The sequence below is a fragment of the Kitasatospora sp. NPDC023385 genome (genome assembly GCF_055664045.1).
Genome location: NZ_JBVOOL010000007.1, coordinates 106240 through 124349 on the forward strand (window position 1 = coordinate 106240; position 18110 = coordinate 124349).

An 18110-nucleotide genomic window follows, 5' to 3' on the forward strand; every position below is an offset into this window, starting at 1 on the left:
ACCCGTCAGCGGCTCCCCGCCGCCCGGTCGGCCGCCTGGGCCTTGAGCGCGCGCTCGATGCCGGCCCGCGACTCGATGACCTGGCGCCGCAGCGCCGGCGCCGGTTCGGCCGCGGCGAGCCAGGCGTCCGTGGCGTCGAGGGTCGCGGCGGTCACCTGCAGCGCCGGGTACAGCCCGACGATGATCTGCTGCGAGATCTCGTGGCTGCGGGTTTCCCAGACGTCCTTGACGGCGGCGAAGTACTTGGCCGCGTACGGGGCGAGCAGTTCGCGCTGGTCGGACTGCTGGAAGCCGGCGATGACGGCCTCCTGCACATAGTTCGTCAGCTGGTCCGATTCCACGACCGACGCCCAGGCTTCCGCCTTGGCCTCGGCGGTCGGCCGGGCGGCGCGGCAGGTGGCCGCGTGCTCCTGGCCGGCCGCGGTGTTGTCCCGCTCGAGCTCGGCGGCGATGAGGGCCTCGTCCGCCCGACCGGTGGCGGCGAGCCGCACCAGCAGCGTCCAGCGCAGCTCGGTGTCGACCGCGAGGCCCTTGATCTCGACGGAGCCGTCCAGCAGTCCGGCGAGCAGCCCGAGCTGACCGTCCGTGCGGGCGACCGAGGCGAGGGTGCGGGCCCACGCCAGCTGGTGGTCGCTGCCGGGTTCGGCGGCGCGCAGGTGCTCCTCGGCGGCGGCGGCCCAGCGGGCGAGGCCCTGCTCGCGCCAGTCCGGGTCGGTGTAGGCGTCGAGGGCGAGCTTGACCTGGCGCTGGACGGACTGCACGACGCCGATGTCGCTCTCGCGGCCGATGCCGGACAGCGCGAGCGCCAGGTAGTCGCGGGCGGCGAGTTCGCCGTCGCGGGTCATGTCCCAGGCGGAGGCCCAGCAGAGCGCGCGGGGGAGCGAGTCGGTGAAGCCGCCGAGGTTCTCGGTGACGACGGCGAGCGAGTCCTCGTCGAGCCGGATCTTGGCGTACGAGAGGTCGTCGTCGTTGAGCAGGACGACGGCGGGGCGGTGACGTCCGACCAGCTCCGGCACCTCGGTGCGCGGGCCGTCGACGTCCAGTTCGATCCGGTCGGTGCGCACCAGGGTGTCGCCGTCGAGCTCGTACAGGCCGATCGCGATGCGGTGCGGCCGCAGCACGGCCTGGCCCTTGGCGCCGGCGGGCAGCGCGGGGGCTTCCTGCAGGACGGCGAAGGTCTCGATCTCGCCGTCCGTGTTGAGCGTGATGGCGGGCCGCAGCACGTTGATGCCGGCGGTCTCCAGCCAGGCCTTGGACCAGGCCTTGAGGTCGCGGCCGCTGGCTTCCTCCAGGGCACCGAGCAGGTCACTCAGCCGGGTGTTGCCCCAGGCGTGCCGCTTGAAGTAGGCCTGCACGCCCTGGAAGAAGGCGTCCTGGCCGACGTAGGCCACCAGCTGCTTGAGCACCGAGGCGCCCTTGGCGTAGGTGATGCCGTCGAAGTTGACCTGGACGTCTTCGAGGTCGTTGATGTCGGCCATGATGGGGTGGGTGGACGGCAGTTGGTCCTGCCGGTAGGCCCAGGTCTTCATCTGGTTGGCGAAGGTGGTCCAGGAGTGGGGCCACTTGGAGCCGGGGGCCTCGGCCTGGCAGACGGCCTCGGCGAAGGTCGCGAACGACTCGTTCAGCCAGAGGTCGTTCCACCACTCCATGGTGACGAGGTCGCCGAACCACATGTGGGCGAGCTCGTGCAGGATCGTGGCGGCGCGGGCCTCGTACGCGGCGTCGGTGACCTTGGAGCGGAACACGTACTGGTCGCGCAGGGTGACGGCGCCCGCGTTCTCCATCGCGCCGGCGTTGAACTCCGGTACGAACAGCTGGTCGTACTTCGCGAACGGGTACGGGTAGTCGAACTTCTCCTGGAAGTAGTCGAAGCCCTGCTTGGTGACCTCGAAGATGGCTTCCGGGTCCAGGAACTCGCGCAGCGAGGGCCGGCAGTAGACGCCCAGCGGCACCTTCTGCTCGCCGTTCTCGTAGCTGTCGAAGACGCCGACGTACGGGCCGGCGATCAGCGCGGTGATGTAGCTGGAGATCCGGCCGGTGGGCTCGAACGTCCAGACCTGGGTGTCGCCGTCGCCGACCGGGGTGTCGCCGTCGCCGACCGGGGTGGGGGTGGGCGAGTTGGAGACCACGACCCAGCCCTTGGGGGCGGTCACGGTGAACGCGAACGTGGCCTTCAGGTCGGGCTGTTCGAAGGTGGCGAAGACGCGGCGGGCGTCCGGCACCTCGAACTGGGTGTACAGGTAGGTCTCGCCGTCGACCGGGTCGACGAACCGGTGCAGGCCCTCACCGGTGTTGGTGTACGCGCAGTCCGCGACGACCCGCAGCTCGTTCTCGGCGGCCAGGTTCGGCAGCGGGATGCGGCTGTCGGCGAAGCTCGCCGGGTCGAGCGGCTCGCCGTTGAGGGTGATCTCCTCGACGCTCGGGGCGACGAGGTCGATGAAGGTGTCCGCGCCGGGCGTGGTGGCGGTGAACCGGACCACCGTGGTGGACCGGAAGGTGCCGCCCGCGCGGGCCGAGCCGAGGTCGAGCTCGATGTCGTAGGCGTCCACGTGGAGGAGGTCGGCCCTGGCGCGGGCCTCCTCGCGGGTCAGGTTTGTGCCGGGCACTGGCTGCACTCCTTTGTCAGACTGATGGTGCGAATCCTCGCACGTTCAACGGACGGGCCCGCCGGAAAATCGCAGGCGGGGCGGGCCCGGGCCGAACGCCCGTACCCGCCCCGCCCGCATCAGCCGCGACGAGGGGTCATGCCCCCGGCATCACTTCTTCCACTTGGTCAGCGGACCGTCGGTGGAGCTGTAGCGACGGAAGGCGTACACCGCGCTGCCGTCGTCCGAGACGAGGTACTCGGAGGTGCTGCTGCCGATGTCCAGGCCGTTGGGCATGGCGATGGTGCCGATGTCGGTCATCGAGCCGTCGGTCGGCGAGAGCGTCACCAGGCGGGCCGGCTTGTCGTAGCCCTGCTCGACGATGGCGCGGATCTTGCCGTCCTTGTCCGTGCCGGCCACCAGGCGCATGTCGTTGCTGGCGGAGCTGGTGGTGGCCGCCCACAGGCGCTTGCCGGTGTTCAGGTCGTAGGCGTTGATGCCCGGCTTGGTGCCGCTGACCTGGACGTACAGGGTGGTGCCGCTGACCACGTTCCGGGTGAAGGCCTCGTCCTGGCCGGAGAGGCGCAGGCTGTCCGAGCCGGGCTCCTTGACGGACATCTGGGTGCCCGGCTTGTTGTCCTTGTCGAACGGCAGGACGTAGTCGCCCTGCGGGCCGCTGGACATCAGCAGGACCAGCGGCTTGTCCTGGACGATCTGGTCGACCTGCTCGATGCTGCCGGTCAGGGTGATCGGCGTGCTGGCGGCCTTGCCGGTGTCGGCGTTGACGATGACCAGCTGCGACTTGGGACCGCTGCCGCCGTAGCAGCGGTCGCTGACCGCGATCTGGTTGCCGGCCGTGCGGCCGCGCACGCTGCAGTCCTTGTCGCGCGGCTGGTACTGCCAGGCGGGCTGGCCGTTGGCGATGTTCAGGGCGCCGACCGCGTTGCCGCCGACGGCGACGACGTTCTCGGTGACGCTCAGCGTCGGCGAGGACATCCGGTCGGCCGAGACCTTCACGCTCCAGAGCAGCTTGCCCTGGGCCAGGTCGATGGCGCCGACCGTGGAGCAGTCGCTGTCACCGGTGTTGAAGGAGACGGCGGCGATGTTCTTGGAGTTGGCGCCGTACGAGGCGGTGCAGATCTCCTTGCTGCCGGCCGGGACGGGGATCGTCCAGGCCTCCTTGCCGTCGGCCAGGCTGTAGGCCTTGATGCCGGCGCTGTCGGCGCGGATGGCGAGCTTGTCGGTGCCCCAGACGCCGAGCATCTGGTTCGAGCCGTCCGTGTTGGGGCCCTTGGGGGCGTTCCAGGCGACGTTGTAGGTGCTGCTGCCCTTGGGGCCGGGGCCGGGAGCGGGGCTGTTGTTGTCCGGATCGGTGCTGCCGCTGGAGACGGGGCCGGGGCCCGGGGTGGGGTCGGGGTCCTTGAGCAGGACGACCAGGGCGATCACGATCGCGATCGCCAGCACACCGCCGATGATCCCGCCCCACAGCAGCACGGGGTTGCGCTGCTTGGGCGGGACGGGGGCGCCGGGGTAGCTGTACCCGGGCTGCTGCTGCGGCGGGTAGGCGTAGCCACCGGTGTTGTAGCCCTGCGCGGCGTCCGGGGCGGGGTACCCGCCGGTGGGCACCGGGTCGTACGGGCCCATCGGTGCACCGGCCGGCGGCGGGGCCTGGCTGGGGAACCCGGTCGCGGTCGGCGCGTACGCCGCGTAGTCGGCACCGCCGACGGGCGGCTGTGCGGGCGGCTGTGCGGGCGGCTGCGCGGGCGGTGCCGGCGGCGGTCCGGCGGGCGCGGCCTGACCCGGGACGGCCGAGCCGTCGAGCTGCGTCATCTGGTCCGCGACGGCGGCCGGATCGACACCGCCGCCTGGCGGGCGTCCGAACGAGACGCCCCGGTTGTCCTGCGGACCGTTGCCGGGCGTTTCGCCTGCCCCCGGCGTAGGGTGATCCCCTGCCATCTGAGTCCCCGTCATATCTGGATGCGTCCCCTTGCCGGTACCGTCCACGGTTCCGGGGGGACGAGTGAGAATTGGGCACCATGGTAGTGGTGCGGCGTTTTCGGCCGCTGCCGGGACGGCCGAACCCCGTCCCCGCAGGTCCAGGCCGTGCAACACCTTCACCCGCCGATCACCCGGCTCGCACCGCCGACACCTCCGCGTGACCCCCGCGTCCCGCCCCGCCGCCGCCCCGCGCCCGCCCCTAGGCCGCCCGTCGCGTCCACCCCCGGCGCACCACCGTCCGTCCCCGCCGGCCCCGGCCCGCCTCCGCCCGCCCCCGTCGGCACTTCCGCGCGCGCCCCCGGACCGTACCCTTCAGGAGTTGAAGGGGACGCCCGGCGGAGGGATCCCCGCCCTGGGAGGGTGGATCATGTCGACGGACACACCGGGCTCGCAGTCGTCCCTGCACCGGGCGAACCTGGAGCGGGTGCTGCGCGCGGTGCGGATGGCCGGCTCGCTGACCCAGGCCGAGATCGCCCGCGGCACCGGCCTCTCCGCGGCCACCGTGTCCAACATCGTGCGGGAACTGAAGGAGAGCGGCACCGTCGTGGTCGCCGACACCTCCTCCGGCGGCCGCCGCGCCCGCAGCGTCTCGCTCAGCGGGGACGCCGGCATCGTGGTCGGCATCGACTTCGGTCACACCCACCTCCGGGTCGCGGTCGGCAACCTGGCCCACCGGGTGCTGGCCGAGGAGAGCGCCCCGATCGACGTGGACGTCTCCGCCCAGCAGGGCTTCGACCGCGCCGAGGCGATGGTCGAGCGGCTGCTGGCACAGGCGGGCTTCCGTCCGGAGAAGGTGATCGGCGTCGGCCTCGGCGTGCCGGGCCCGATCGACGTGGAGACCGGCGCGCTCGGCTCCACCGCGATCCTGCCCGGCTGGACGGGCATCGCCCCGGGCCGCGAGCTGGCGGAGCGGCTGGACATGCCGGTGCACGTGGACAACGACGCCAACCTCGGTGCACTCGGCGAGCTGGTGTGGGGCGCCGGCCGCGGACTGAGCGACCTCGCGTACATCAAGGTCGCCAGCGGGGTCGGTGCCGGACTGGTGGTCAACGGCCAGATCTACCGCGGCCCGGGCGGCACGGCGGGTGAGATCGGGCACATCACGCTGGACGAGGCCGGGCCGGTCTGCCGCTGCGGCAACCGCGGCTGCCTGGAGACCTTCGTCGGCTCGCGCTACCTGCTCTCCCTGCTCGCCACGACCCTCGGCCCGGGCCTCACGCTGCCCCGGGTGGTCGAGCTGGCGCACCAGGGTGACCTCGGCTGCCGCCGGGTGATCGCCGACGCCGGCCGGCAGATCGGCACCGGCGTCGCCACCCTGTGCAACCTGCTCAACCCGCGCCGGGTGATCCTCGGCGGGGACCTCGCCGAGGCCGGTGAGCTGGTGCTCGCCCCGATCCGGGACTCGGTGGCCCGGTACGCGATCCCCAGTGCCGCCCGTCAGCTCTCGGTCGTCCCCGGCACCCTCGGCGGCCGGGCCGAGGTGCTCGGAGCGCTGGCCCTGGTGATGAGCGAGATGGGCGAGTCGGGCGCGCTCGGCCGCGGCTAGCGTCGGCCCGGCGCCGCGGGGGCGGGCGGGACGACGGATGTAAAGGCGGTCGAACACCTGCCCGTCAACCCGTCGTGACGCGCATCCCCCGGCCGACCTCCGGGAATGGCGGTAACCGAACGACGGCACCGGGCGCGCCGCTCGGTGCCCGGCAGGCGGACATTAGACTCGACCGGTCGGTACCGGCCACGACCGCCGGCCCGCCGCCGGACCGGGCAGCGACGCCCGTCGGACCGCCCGCGGTCCGCGAACACTGAACGAGGAGGAACGGGTGGCCCTGCTGACCCGCATTCGGGGACCGCGCGATCTCGACCGGCTCACGCCCGGACAGCTGGCCGCACTGGCCCAGGAGATCCGGACCTTCCTGGTGACCGAGGTCTCCAAGACGGGCGGCCACCTCGGCCCCAACCTCGGCGTGGTGGAGCTCACCGTCGCCCTGCACCGGGTCTTCGACTCGCCGCGCGACCGCATCCTCTTCGACACCGGCCACCAGAGCTACGTCCACAAGCTGCTCACCGGCCGCCAGGACTTCTCGCAGCTGCGCACCAAGGGCGGCCTGTCCGGCTACCCGTCCCGCGCCGAGTCCGAGCACGACGTGATCGAGAACTCGCACGCCTCCACCGTGCTCTCGTACGCCGACGGCCTGGCCAAGGCCAACCAGCTCCAGGGCAAGAACGACCCGGTCGTCGCCGTCATCGGCGACGGCGCGCTGACCGGCGGCATGGCCTGGGAGGCGCTCAACAACATCGCCGACGCCAAGGACCGCCCGGTCGTCATCGTCGTCAACGACAACGAGCGCTCGTACTCCCCGACCATCGGCGGCCTGGCCAACCACCTCGCCACCCTGCGCACCACCCAGGGCTACGAGCGCTTCCTCTCCTGGGGCAAGGACGCGCTGCAGCGCACCCCGGTCGTCGGCCAGCAGCTGTTCGAGACGCTGCACGGTGCCAAGAAGGGCCTCAAGGACTTCATCGCCCCGCAGGGCATGTTCGAGGACCTCGGCCTCAAGTACATCGGCCCGATCGACGGCCACGACCTGACCGCCCTGGAGTCCGCGCTGACCAAGGCGCGCGGCTTCGGCGGCCCGGTGATCGTGCACTGCCTCACCGAGAAGGGCCGCGGCTACCACGCCGCCGAGAACAACGACGAGGACCGGTTCCACGCGGTCGGCGTGATCCACCCGGAGACCGGCCTGCCGATCAAGAGCGCCGGCCGGAGCTGGACCTCGGTCTTCGCGGAGGAGATCGTCGCGCTCGGCCACGAGCGCGAGGACATCGTCGGCATCACCGCGGCGATGCTCCACCCGGTGGGCCTGGCCCCGTTCGCCGAGGCCTTCCCGGACCGCACCTTCGACGTCGGCATCGCCGAGCAGCACGCCGTCACCAGCGCCGCGGGCATGGCCACCGGCGGCCTGCACCCGGTGTTCGCGGTCTACGCGACCTTCCTGAACCGCGCCTTCGACCAGGTCCTGATGGACGTGGCCCTGCACAAGCTGGGCGTCACCTTCGTGCTGGACCGGGCCGGTGTCACCGGCGACGACGGCGCCTCGCACAACGGCATGTGGGACATGTCGATGCTGCAGATCGTGCCGACCCTGCGGCTGGCCGCCCCGCGCGACGCCGACCAGCTCCGGGCCCAGCTGCGCGAGGCCGTCGAGGTCAAGGACGCCCCGACCGTGGTGCGCTACTCCAAGGGCACGGTCGGAGCGCCCGTCCCCGCGGTCGGCCGGGTCGGCGGCATGGACGTGCTGCGCGCCGCCGAGGAGCACTCCGGGGCCCACCGCGCCGACGTGCTCGTCGTCTCGGTGGGGGCGATGGCCGGGACCAGCCTGGAGGTCGCCGACCTGCTGGCCGCCCAGGGCATCACCGCCACCGTGGTCGACCCGCGCTGGGTCAAGCCGGTGGACCCGGCCCTGCCGGGCCTGGCCGCCGAGCACCGGGTGGTCGTCACGATCGAGGACAACGGCCGTACCGGCGGCGTCGGCGCGGCCGTGGCGCAGGCGCTGCGGGATGCGGACGTGGACCTGCCGGTGCGCGACTTCGGCATTCCGCAGGAGTTCCTGGACCACGCGAGCCGGAACCAGATCCTGGCCGAAATCGGCCTGAACGCCCCGGACATCGCCCGGAAGGTGACGGCCCTGGTCGCCGGGCTGGCCGGGGCGCGGGTCGAGGCCTGACGAAAGCCGGGTCACCCGTTCCGCCGACGACTGTTCGTCGTAACTCTGTAACAGTTCGTCACAGAACAAGCTGATAATCGTACTGAATGGCGGGACCGGCGCTACCGGCGCCGATCCCGCCCGGTAGGTTGTCAACCGTGCCGACCCCCACCCGCCCCCGCCCCGCCGGACCGGCCGAGCGCCTGTCCGAGCGCGTCCGTACCCACGTCCGAGCCGGGTACTGGACGAGGCTGGTGCCGGTGCTCGCACTGGTCGCACTGCTCACCCACATCCCCTCCTTCGCCCGGCCCGTCTGGAGCCCGGACGAGGGCTTCCTCGCCACCCAGGCCCGGATGCTGGCGGACGGCGGGGTGCTGTACGACACCGTGGTGGACCGCAAGCCCCCCCTGCTGCCCTGGCTCTACCAGGCCTGTTTCGCGGTCTTCGGCTCCGCCTCGCTCTGGCCGCTGCGCACCCTCGCCGTGGTGGCCCACCTGGCCACCGCGATCCTGCTGGCCTCGATCGCCCGCGGCCGCTGGGGCAACCGGGCCGGGGCCGGCGCCGGACTGCTCTACCTCCTGGTCTCCATCGGGCTCTCCCCGGAGGACACCCAGGCGGCGACCTTCGAGGTCTTCATGCTGCCCGCCATGGTGGCCGCCTTCCGGTACGCCGAGCGGCGCCGCTGGCTGGCGGCCGGCATCGCCGTGGCGCTCTGCTCGCTGACCAAGCAGACCGGCGGCGCGGTGCTGCTGCCGGTGCTCTGGATGCTGTTCCAGGACGCCCGCCGGCGCGGGGTGCGCTGGCCGCCCGCCCTGTTCAAGATCGGCTTCGGCTTCATCCTGCCGATAGCGCTGGTCGCGGTGATCCTCACCAAGCCCAAGGGCTTCCTCTTCTGGGTCGTCACCGGCAGCGGCGACTACGCCACCTTCGGCGGCGCCTGGCTGCAGATGCTCGGCCGCGCGTTCGGCAACTCGGCCATCCTGGTCGCCGCCGGCCTCGGCTTCCTGTTCCCGGTCGGGCGCCGGCTCTGGCTCAAGTACCGCCACCGCCCGCTACCGGTGGCCGGCGAGGAGCACGGCTCGACCACCGACCTGTGGGTCTGGCTGCTCTCCTCGGTCGTCGCGGTCAGCGTCGGCTTCCACTTCTTCGGCCACTACTACCTGCAGCTGATCCCGCCGCTGGTGCTGCTGGGCACCGGGGCGGTCGCCACCTCGGCGATCCGCTGGAAGCCCGTCCTGGTGTACACCACGGCCGCCGCCACGGTGTTCTGGGGCCTGGCGCTGGCCTGGCCGGGGGAGCGGCTCGACCGCACCACCGAGGTCGCCACCGCCGTCGCCGCGCAGACCACCCCCAAGGACACCGTGCTGGTCTGGGGCATGCACCCCGAGCTGTACTGGCTGGCCGACCGCAAGCCCGCCAGCCGCTACCTGACCGCCGGCTTCCTCACCAACTACAGCGGCGGCAAGGACGGCGGCCAGAACGTGGGCGAGCAGTTCAGCGTCTCCAACGCCTGGCAGACCTTCGACAAGGAGCTGGCCAACGGCCTGCCCGAGGTCGTCGTCGACGACTCCGGCATCGCCCCGTACCAGCCGGTCCTGGTGCCCCGGATCGAGAACCTGCTGGACACCCACTACGAGATGGTCGGCGTCTTCGCCGACACCGTGGTCTACCGCCTCAAGCACTGAGCCGTCCGCACACACGCAGGAGCCCCCGGTGACCGGTCACCGGGGGCTCCTGCGTACCGCTACGCTTACGCGGGCACCGAGGCGACACCCGGGGCGAGGAACGGCTTGCCGTTCACCCGCTCCGAGACGCCCTCACGGTCCAGGTACGGGGTGATCCCGCCCAGGTGGAAGGGCCAGCCGGCGCCGGTGATCATGCAGAGGTCGATGTCCTGCGCCTCGGCGACGACACCCTCCGCCAGCATCAGGCCGATCTCCTGCGCGACCGCCTCCAGGGCGCGGGCGCGGACCTGCTCCTCGGTGAGCACCGAGTCGCCGAAGGTCAGCAGCTCCAGCACCTCGGGGTCGAGGACCTGCTGGCCGTCCACCCAGGTGTAGAAGCCGCGCTTGCCGGCCTTGACGACCTCGGCGAGGTTCTCGGAGACGGTGAACCGCTCCGGGAAGGCGCCGCGCAGGGTCTCCGAGACGTGCAGCGCGATGGCCGGGCCGACCAGCTCCAGGAGCACGATCGGGGACATCGGCAGGCCGAGCGGCTCGACGGCCTTCTCGACGTCGGCGATCGGGGTGCCCTCGTCGATGATGCTCTGGATCTCGCCCATGAAGCGGGTCAGGATCCGGTTCACCACGAACGCCGGGGCGTCCTTGACCAGCACCGAGGTCTTCTTCAGCTTCTTCGACACGGCGAAGGCGGTGGCCAGCGACGCGTCGTCGGTCTGCTCGCCGCGGACGATCTCCAGCAGCGGGAGGATCGCGACCGGGTTGAAGAAGTGGAAGCCGACGACCCGCTCGGGGTGCTTCAGCTTCGAGCCCATCTCGGTGACCGACAGCGAGGAGGTGTTGGTCGCCAGCACGCAGGTCGGCGAGACGACGTCCTCCAGGTCCGCGAAGACGGTCTGCTTGACGCCCATCTCCTCGAACACGGCCTCGATGACGAAGTCCGCGTCGCCGAAGGCGGCGGCCTTGTCGAGCGAGCCCGAGACCAGGCCCTTGAGGCGGTTGGCCTTGTCCTTGCCGATCCGGCTCTTGGCGAGCAGCTTGTCGATCTCGGCGTGGACGTAGCCGACGCCCTTGTCGACGCGCTCCTGGTCGATGTCGGTGAGGACCACCGGCACCTCCAGACGGCGGGCGAACAGCAGCGCGAGCTGCGAGGCCATCAGGCCGGCGCCGACGACGCCGACCTTGGAGACCGGGCGGGCCAGCGACTTGTCCGGCGCACCGACCGGGCGCTTGGCCCGGCGCTGCACCAGGTTGAAGGCGTAGATGCCGCTGCGCAGCTCGCCGCTCATGATGAGGTCGGCCAGGGCCGCGTCCTCGGCGTCGAAGCCGGCCTGCAGGCCGGCCGCGTCCGTCAGACCGGCGTCCTTGACCTGGGCGATGATGTCCAGCGCCTTGTAGGCGGCCGGCGCGGCGCCGTGGACCTTGGAGTCGGCGACCAGGCGGCCCCAGGCGACGGCGTCGTCCCAGGCCTTGCCGCGGTCGATCTCCTCGCGGGTGACGACGACCTCGCCCTTGAGGACCTTGGCGGCCCACAGCAGCGACTGCTCCAGGAAGTCGGCCGGCTCGAAGATCGCGTCGGCGATCCCCAGCTCGAACACGTCCTTGCCCTTGAGCTGCTTGTTCTGGTTCATCGAGTTCTCGATGATGACCTTGATCGCCTTCGAGGGGCCGATCAGGTTCGGCAGGAGGGTGCAGCCGCCCCAGCCCGGGACCAGGCCCAGAAAGACCTCCGGCAGCGAGAACGCCGGGACGCCCGCGCTGACCGTGCGGTAGGTGGCGTGCAGGCCGACCTCGACGCCGCCGCCCATCGCCGCGCCGTTGTAGAAGGCGAAGGTGGGGACGGGCAGCGCGGCGATCCGCTTGAAGACCTCGTGGCCGCCCTTGCCGATGGCCAGCGCGTCCGCGTGCTCCTTGAGCAGCTCGACGCCCTTGAGGTCGGCGCCGACCGCGAAGATGAACGGCTTGCCGGTGATGGCGGCGCCGACGATGCGGCCCTCGGCGGCCTCGGCCTCGACCTGGTCCAGCGCCTCGGACAGCTTGAGCAGCGAGCCCGGGCCGAAGGTGGTCGGCTTGGTGTGGTCGAAGCCGTTGTCCAGGGTGATCAGGGCCAGCTTGCCGGCCTGCAGCGGCAGGTCCAGGTGGCGCACGTGCGCGGTCGTGACGACCTCGCCCGGGAACAGCTCGGCGCCGTGCTGGAGCAGCTCAGTGGTGTTGCTCATGGTCACTTACCACCCTCGAAGTGCGGGTTCTCCCAGACGATGGTGCCGCCCATGCCGAAGCCGATGCACATCGTGGTGAGGCCGTAGCGGACGTCCGGGCGCTGCTCGAAGCGGCGGGCCAGCTGGTTCATCAGGCGCACGCCCGAGGAGGCCAGCGGGTGGCCGTAGGCGATCGCGCCGCCGTACGGGTTGACCCGCTCGTCGTCGTCCGCGATGCCGTAGTGGTCCAGGAAGGCCAGCACCTGGACGGCGAAGGCCTCGTTGACCTCGAACGCACCGATGTCGTCGATGGTCAGGCCGGCCTTGGCCAGCGCCTTCTCGGTGGCCGGCACCGGGCCGATGCCCATGACCTCGGGCTCCACGCCGGCGAAGGCGAAGGAGACCAGGCGCATCTTGACCGGGAGGCCGAGCTCCTCGGCGACGTCCTCCGCGGCGAGCAGCGAGGCGGTGGCGCCGTCGTTCAGACCGGCCGAGTTGCCCGCGGTGATGTTGCCGTGCGGGCGGAAGGGGGTCTTCAGACCGGCCAGGCTCTCCATCGTGGTGCCCGGGCGCAGCGGCTCGTCCACGGTGGCCAGGCCCCAGCCGGTCTCGCCGACCTCGGGGTTGGTGTTGCGGATCGAGATCGGCACCAGGTCGGGCTGGATGTCGCCGTTGGCGTACGCCTTGGCGGCCTTCTCCTGCGAGCGCACGGCGTAGGCGTCGCAGCGCTCCTTGGTCAGGTGCGGGAACCGGTCGTGCAGGTTCTCCGCGGTCATGCCCATGAACAGGGCGGACTCGTCGACCAGCTTCTCGGAGACGAAGCGCGGGTTCGGGTCGACGCCCTCGCCCATCGGGTGGCGGCCCATGTGCTCGACGCCGCCGGCCACGACCACGTCGTACGCGCCGAAGGCGATGCCGCCGGCGGTGGTGGTCACGGCGGTCAGCGCGCCGGCGCACATCCGGTCGATCGCGTAGCCGGGCACGGACTTCGGCAGGCCGGCCAGCAGGGCGGCGGTGCGCCCGATGGTCAGACCCTGGTCGCCGATCTGGGTGGTGGCCGCGACGGCGACCTCGTCGATGCGCTCGACGGGCAGGTTGGGGTTACGGCGCACGAGCTCCCGGATGCACTTGACGACGAGGTCGTCGGCGCGCGTCTCGTGGTAGATGCCCTTCGGGCCGGCCTTGCCGAACGGGGTGCGGACGCCATCGACGAAGACGACGTCCCTCGCGGTACGAGGCACGGGGGCTCTCCTCCCAGGGACCAACATTTGAGGTGGGCAGGCTGCCGCCGGAGAAGTCCCGAGCGGCGCCGCTTCACCGTCATGCTACCCGTCGGTAACCAACCTGCCCAGGCCCCTCGGAGGGTTCTCCCGGTGTGTCCCGCGACACGTCCGACCAGGAGAGCTGCCCTGGGCATGCCGGAGGGGGTGCCGTCCGCACGGACGACACCCCCTCCGGAAGCCTCGGTCGGCTCAGTCCTCGGCCGCGGGGGCGGCTGCGACCGCGGCGAACGCGGCGGCCATCGCCGGCGCCACCAGCTCCACCTGCCACTGCCGGGCGCCGAGCCGGCGCAGCGCGGCGGCCACGCCCTCGGGGCCCCGGTCGACCGGCGGTTCCCAGGACACCCGGCGGACCAGGTCCGGGGTGATCAGGTTCTCGGCCGGCAGACGGTACCGCTCGGCCAGCTCGCTGACCGCGCTGCGCGCGCCGGAGAGCCGGGCGGCGGCCACCGGGTCCTTCTCGGCCCAGGCCCGCGGCGGCGGCGGTCCGTCGTGCGGTGCGGCCGCCGGCGGCAGCTGGGCCTCCGGGACCTCCCGGCCGCGCTGGACGGCCGCCAGCCACTGCTCCAGCTGGCGCCGGTGCACCCGGGGCCCGAAGCCCTGGAGGGCCTGCAGCGAGGCGATGTTCAGCGGCATGGCCAGTGCGGCGTTGACGATCGCGGCGTCCGAGAGCACCCGGCCGGGGGAGACGTCGCGCTCCTGTGCCATCCGGTCGCGGGCCAGCCACAGCTCGCGCACCACGGCCAGCTGACGGCGCCGGCGGACCTTGTGCAGCTGCGAGGTGCGCCGCCACGGGTCGGTGCGCGGGGCCGGGCGGGGCGCGGCCGCGATCGCGGCGAACTCCTCCAGCGCCCAGCCGAGCTTGCTCTGGGCGTCCAGCTCCTGTTCGAGTGCGTCGCGCAGCTCGAGCAGCACCTCGACGTCCAGGGCGGCGTAGCGCAGCCAGGGCTCGGGCAGCGGGCGGGTGGACCAGTCGACCGCCGAGTGCTCCTTGGCCAGGCTCAGCCCGAGCACGTTCTCGGTCATCGGCCCGAGGCCGACCCGGGCGAAGCCGGCGATCCGCCCGGCCAGCTCGGTGTCGAAGAGGCGCCGGGGTCTCATGCCGACCTCGGCCAGGCAGGGCAGGTCCTGGGTGGCCGCGTGCACCACCCATTCGGCGTCCGCGAGGGCGGCGTCGAGCGCGCTGAGGTCGGGGCAGGCGATCGGGTCGATCAGGGCGGAGCCGGAGCCGGCGCGCCGCAGCTGGATGAGGTAGGCGCGCTGCCCGTAGCGGTAGCCGGAGGCCCGCTCGGCGTCGACGGCGACCGGCCCGGTACCCGCGGCGAAGGCGGCGATCGTGGCGGCCAGCGCCTGCTCGTCCGCCACGACGGGCGGGATCCCCTCCTTCGGTTCGAGGAGCGGGACCGGGGCTGCTTCTTCTGGGATGGCTGCTACGGCGTCGGTCACCCCCCAAGGGTACGACGGTCCTCGCGGCCGGGAGTGTTGTCGGACTGGTCAGACTGGCTTCGCGAATATGCCGCAGGGCTCCGAACGACGCCGCGGCGGCCGAGGAGGAAACGTTCCTCCTCGGCCGCCGCGGCGGTCCGGAGCGCTCGGCTCAGTGGATGATGCCGGTTCGCAGTGCGACGGCGACCATCCCGGCGCGGTCGCCGGTGCCCAGCTTGCGGGCGATCCGGGCGAGGTGGCTCTTCACGGTGAGCGCGGACAGGCCCATGGCCACGCCGATCGCCTTGTTCGACTGGCCCTCGGCGACCAGCCGCAGCACCTCGACCTCGCGGCCGGACAGTTCGCGGTAGGCGGCCTGCTGCGGGCCCGGCGCACCGGGGGCACCGGGGGCTCCGGGGGCGCCCGGCGCTCCGGTGGCACCCGGCATGCCCGGCATTCCGGGGCGGCGCATCCGCCCGGCCAGCCCGGCGGCGCCGAGCGGCAGGCCGGGGCGGCCGGGCATCGCGACGTTCGTCCGGGTGCCGGTGACCACGTAGCCCTTGACACCGCCGGCCAGCGCGCTGCGGACCGCGCCGATGTCGTCGGCGGCGGACAGGGCCAGGCCGTTGGGCCAGCCCGCGGCGCGGGTCTCGGCGAGGATCGTGAGTCCGGAGCCGTCCGGGAGGTGGACGTCGGCGACGCAGATGTCGCGCGGGGTGGAGACCCGTGGGCGGGCCTCGGCGATCGAGGACACCTCGATCACGTCCCGGACGCCGAGCGCCCACAGATGACGGGTGACGGTGTTTCGGACGCGGGGATCGGCGATGACCACCATGGCGGTGGGCTTGGTCGGCCGGTAGGCGACCACGTTTGCGGGGTGCTCAAGAAGGACCGACACCAGGCCTCCTGCGGGGAGTGGCGGACGGAACCCCGATGGGGGCGGTCGGAGTGTTCCGCGTTCGGAAAGGGTCACAGTCTGCTTCGGCAGCAACCGTGCCCGGCTTTAGCGAAAGATCACGATCTAGTGAGTAACAATACGGACAAATCGCGCAAACGATTGACGTGACATGCCTGGTATTCGTACAAAATCGATCAAGATCGGCCTGGATCGGTCAGTATCGAGCGGCTAATTGACAGAGAGCGGGTCCGAAGTCACACTCCGTCAGTCCTGGGGGTGGCGGACCGGCCGTCCGGTGCCGTCGGGCCCGGACGCCACTCGTCAGTGCGACCGGGGGCGTCGCCGGGCCGGCATCGGGACCACTCCACCGAGTGACGGAACCTCGGCGGGGCCCTGCCCGGCCGGGGCGGCCGGCGGCAGGCCGGCGCCGATGCAGAGCAGGTCCGCCCAGGCCGACAGGTGCCGCTCGAAGCGGCCGTCGGCCGGCGTCCAGGAGGCCCGGATCTCGATCTCGGTCGACGACTGGCGCTCGGCCAGGCCGCCGAAGTACTGCGACGCGCACCTGGTTACCGTGCCGGACGGCTCCGCGTACCCGGCGCCGTGCGCCTGCAGCGAGTCCAGCAGCCAGGCCCAGCCGACCTCGCAGAGCAGCGGGTCGCCGGCCATCTCCGGCTCCAGTTCGGCCCGGGTCATCGTGACCACCCGGAACTCCCCGTTCCAGGCCTCCTGCCCGGCCGGGTCGTGCAGCAGCACCAGCCGGCCGTCCGCCAGCTCCTCGCCGTCCACCTCCACCGCGGCGGTCACCGCGAACGCGTACGGGGCGAGCCGGCGCGGCGCCGGCGCGGGGGAGAGCTGGACCTCGGGCCGCAGCCGGGCCCCGTCCAAGGCCGCCACCGCAGCCCGGAACTCGCTCGGCGCCCCCTCGTGACCACCCGTCCCGCCACCTGCTCCGCCACCCTGCGAGGGGTGCCCTCCGACCGCTGCCATGCCCCGAAGACTAGGTCGAAAGCTTGGGTTATCGCCGCAACTTCTCTCCCAGCGGCGTGCCGGAACGGCAAACCCGGGCAGATCTTGGAGGAACCGACGAGACCGGCCGGGAAGGGGGCCCCGGGGCGCGTGCGAAGATTTGACGCGTGAGCGAGACAACGGCAGACACGACGGCGGCCACCCACGACGGCCGGACCACCCCCGCGCGCCGCGGCGCCGCGTACGACTCCGCGTTCCTGCGCGCCTGCCGGAACGAGCCGGTACCGCACACCCCCGTGTGGTTCATGCGCCAGGCGGGCCGCTCGCTGCCCGAGTACCTGAAGGTCCGCGAGGGCATCCCCATGCTGGAGTCCTGCATGCGGCCCGAGCTGGTCAAGGAGATCACCCTGCAGCCGGTGCGCCGGCACAAGGTGGACGCGGCGGTCTTCTTCAGCGACATCGTCGTGCCGCTCAAGGCCGTCGGCATCGACGTCGACATCAAGGCCGGCGTCGGCCCCGTCATCGCCGACCCGATCCGCACCTTCGAGGACCTCCAGCGGCTGCGCCCGCTGGAGCCGGACGACGTCCCCTACATCACCGAGGCCATCGGCCTGCTGGTGGACGAGCTCGGCGCAACCCCGCTGATCGGCTTCGCCGGCGCGCCGTACACGCTGGCCAGCTACCTGGTCGAGGGCGGGCCGTCCAAGAACCACGAGAACACCAAGGCCATGATGTACGGGCAGCCCGAGCTGTGGGCCGCCCTGGTGGACCGGCTCGCCGACATCACCACGGCCTTCCTGAAGGTCCAGATCGAGGCCGGCGCCTCGGCGGTCCAGCTGTTCGACTCCTGGGTGGGCTCGCTCGCGCCGGACGACTACCGCCGCTCCGTGATGCCGGCCAGCACCAAGGTCTTCGACGCCGTCGCCGGCTACGGCGTGCCGCGGATCCACTTCGGCGTCGGCACCGGCGAACTGCTCGGCCTGATGAGCCAGGCCGGCGCGGACGTCGTCGGCGTCGACTGGCGGGTGCCGCTGAACGTCGCCGCCGAGCGGGTCGGCCCGGGCAAGGGCCTGCAGGGCAACCTCGACCCGGCGGTGCTGTTCGCGCCCACCGAGGTCGTGGAGACCAAGGCCCGCGAGGTCCTGGACGCCGCCCGGGCGCTCGGCCCCAGCGGCCACATCTTCAACCTCGGCCACGGCGTGCTGCCGTCCATGGACCCGGACGCGCTCAGCCGGCTCGTCGCGTTCGTCCACGAGGCCAGCGCGCGCTGACACCCCGAGGCACGGCGGTGGCGGGCCCTCCGGCTGCGGAGGGCCCGCCACCGCCGTGTTCGGCGGGGCACGCACCACGACCGCGCACAGCGGATCGAGAGTCCGGTGT

General features: G+C 72.3%; 11 protein-coding genes. 4 read left to right on the plus strand and 7 right to left on the minus strand.

The window, feature by feature from the left end; genetic code table 11:
* Positions 1-5: 5 nt before the first annotated feature.
* A complete protein-coding gene (gene pepN, locus AC0B61_RS13740; protein ID WP_471740850.1) occupies positions 6-2606 on the minus strand; it encodes an aminopeptidase N in 2601 nt (866 codons plus the stop codon).
* A gap of 150 nt (positions 2607-2756) precedes the next feature.
* Positions 2757-4415 (minus strand): outer membrane protein assembly factor BamB family protein, encoded by a 1659-nt coding sequence (locus tag AC0B61_RS13745; protein WP_471740851.1) that lies wholly within the window; start codon positions 4413-4415, stop codon positions 2757-2759.
* Positions 4416-4950: 535 nt separating this feature from the next.
* Between AC0B61_RS13745 and AC0B61_RS13750 the strand changes: the two genes are divergently transcribed.
* The 3 genes from AC0B61_RS13750 to AC0B61_RS13760 all read left to right on the plus strand — a co-directional run bounded on the left by AC0B61_RS13750 (position 4951) and on the right by AC0B61_RS13760 (position 9969).
* Positions 4951-6129, plus strand: a complete 1179-nt coding sequence (locus AC0B61_RS13750) for an ROK family transcriptional regulator (protein ID WP_471740852.1) — start codon at positions 4951-4953, stop codon at positions 6127-6129.
* Between the two features lie 271 nt (positions 6130-6400).
* A complete protein-coding gene (gene dxs, locus AC0B61_RS13755; RefSeq protein WP_471740853.1) occupies positions 6401-8305 on the plus strand; it encodes a 1-deoxy-D-xylulose-5-phosphate synthase in 1905 nt (634 codons plus the stop codon).
* 137 nt (positions 8306-8442) lie between these two features.
* Positions 8443-9969, plus strand: a complete 1527-nt coding sequence (locus tag AC0B61_RS13760; protein ID WP_471740854.1) for an ArnT family glycosyltransferase — start codon at positions 8443-8445, stop codon at positions 9967-9969.
* A 65-nt stretch (positions 9970-10034) separates the two neighbouring features.
* On the opposite strand, the gene AC0B61_RS13765 is transcribed toward AC0B61_RS13760, so the two are convergent.
* The 5 genes from AC0B61_RS13765 to AC0B61_RS13785 form a co-directional block, all read right to left on the minus strand.
* Positions 10035-12182, minus strand: coding sequence for a 3-hydroxyacyl-CoA dehydrogenase NAD-binding domain-containing protein (locus AC0B61_RS13765; RefSeq protein WP_471740855.1), 2148 nt, complete (start codon positions 12180-12182; stop codon positions 10035-10037).
* Between the two features lie 2 nt (positions 12183-12184).
* A complete protein-coding gene (locus AC0B61_RS13770) occupies positions 12185-13402 on the minus strand; it encodes a thiolase family protein (protein ID WP_471740856.1) in 1218 nt (405 codons plus the stop codon).
* A gap of 231 nt (positions 13403-13633) precedes the next feature.
* The gene (locus AC0B61_RS13775) at positions 13634-14887 is read right to left on the minus strand and encodes an HRDC domain-containing protein (RefSeq protein ID WP_471740857.1); all 1254 of its coding nucleotides are present in this window, start codon (positions 14885-14887) and stop codon (positions 13634-13636) included.
* A gap of 151 nt (positions 14888-15038) precedes the next feature.
* On the minus strand, positions 15039-15764 hold the full coding sequence (locus AC0B61_RS13780) for a LuxR C-terminal-related transcriptional regulator (RefSeq protein ID WP_471740858.1): 726 nt from the start codon (positions 15762-15764) through the stop codon (positions 15039-15041).
* 321 nt (positions 15765-16085) lie between these two features.
* The gene (locus AC0B61_RS13785) at positions 16086-16751 is read right to left on the minus strand and encodes a DUF3000 domain-containing protein (RefSeq protein ID WP_471740859.1); all 666 of its coding nucleotides are present in this window, start codon (positions 16749-16751) and stop codon (positions 16086-16088) included.
* Between the two features lie 146 nt (positions 16752-16897).
* Between AC0B61_RS13785 and hemE the strand changes: the two genes are divergently transcribed.
* Complete coding sequence (gene hemE, locus AC0B61_RS13790) at positions 16898-18001, plus strand: uroporphyrinogen decarboxylase (RefSeq protein ID WP_471740860.1); 1104 nt, start codon at positions 16898-16900, stop codon at positions 17999-18001.
* The last annotated feature ends 109 nt before the right edge of the window (positions 18002-18110 follow it).